Genomic DNA, 322 nt, shown 5'->3' with positions numbered 1-322 from the left:
GGGGGGGGGGCGGGGGGGAGGCGGGGGAAGGGAAGTTTCTGGGGGTGGGGGCGGGGACCCCGCCCCGCCTCGAGCCCATCGCGCGAGCCTGGATTGAGCCCAAGGAGGTAGAGCGTGCCTAAGACCTTGGCGCAAGTGCTGGAGGCCATAGCGGAAGCGGATGGAGAAGTGGTCCTGGAGGGCACCAAGGCCTTCCTGCTCCTTCCCCCGGGGATGGAGGGCCTGGTGGAGGAGGCCCGGGAGCACGGGAGGGCCCTGGCCCTCCTGGCCCTCGAGGCCCCCCACCGCCGCCTCACGCCCCTCGCCCTCATGGCCCTGGCCC

At 73.6% G+C, this 322-nt stretch carries 1 protein-coding gene; it reads left to right on the top strand.

The genetic code is table 11. The annotated features are described in order from the left end of the window. Positions 1-114 precede the first annotated feature (114 nt). Positions 115-322 (top strand): hypothetical protein (locus BVI061214_RS12745; protein WP_053766905.1); only part of this gene is annotated, 208 nt, incomplete at its 3' end.

Source organism: Thermus aquaticus, assembly GCF_001280255.1.
Lineage (GTDB): Bacteria > Deinococcota > Deinococci > Deinococcales > Thermaceae > Thermus > Thermus aquaticus.
The sequence above is the reverse complement of the archived record's forward strand: the minus strand, read 5'-3'. Positions and strand labels throughout refer to the sequence as shown.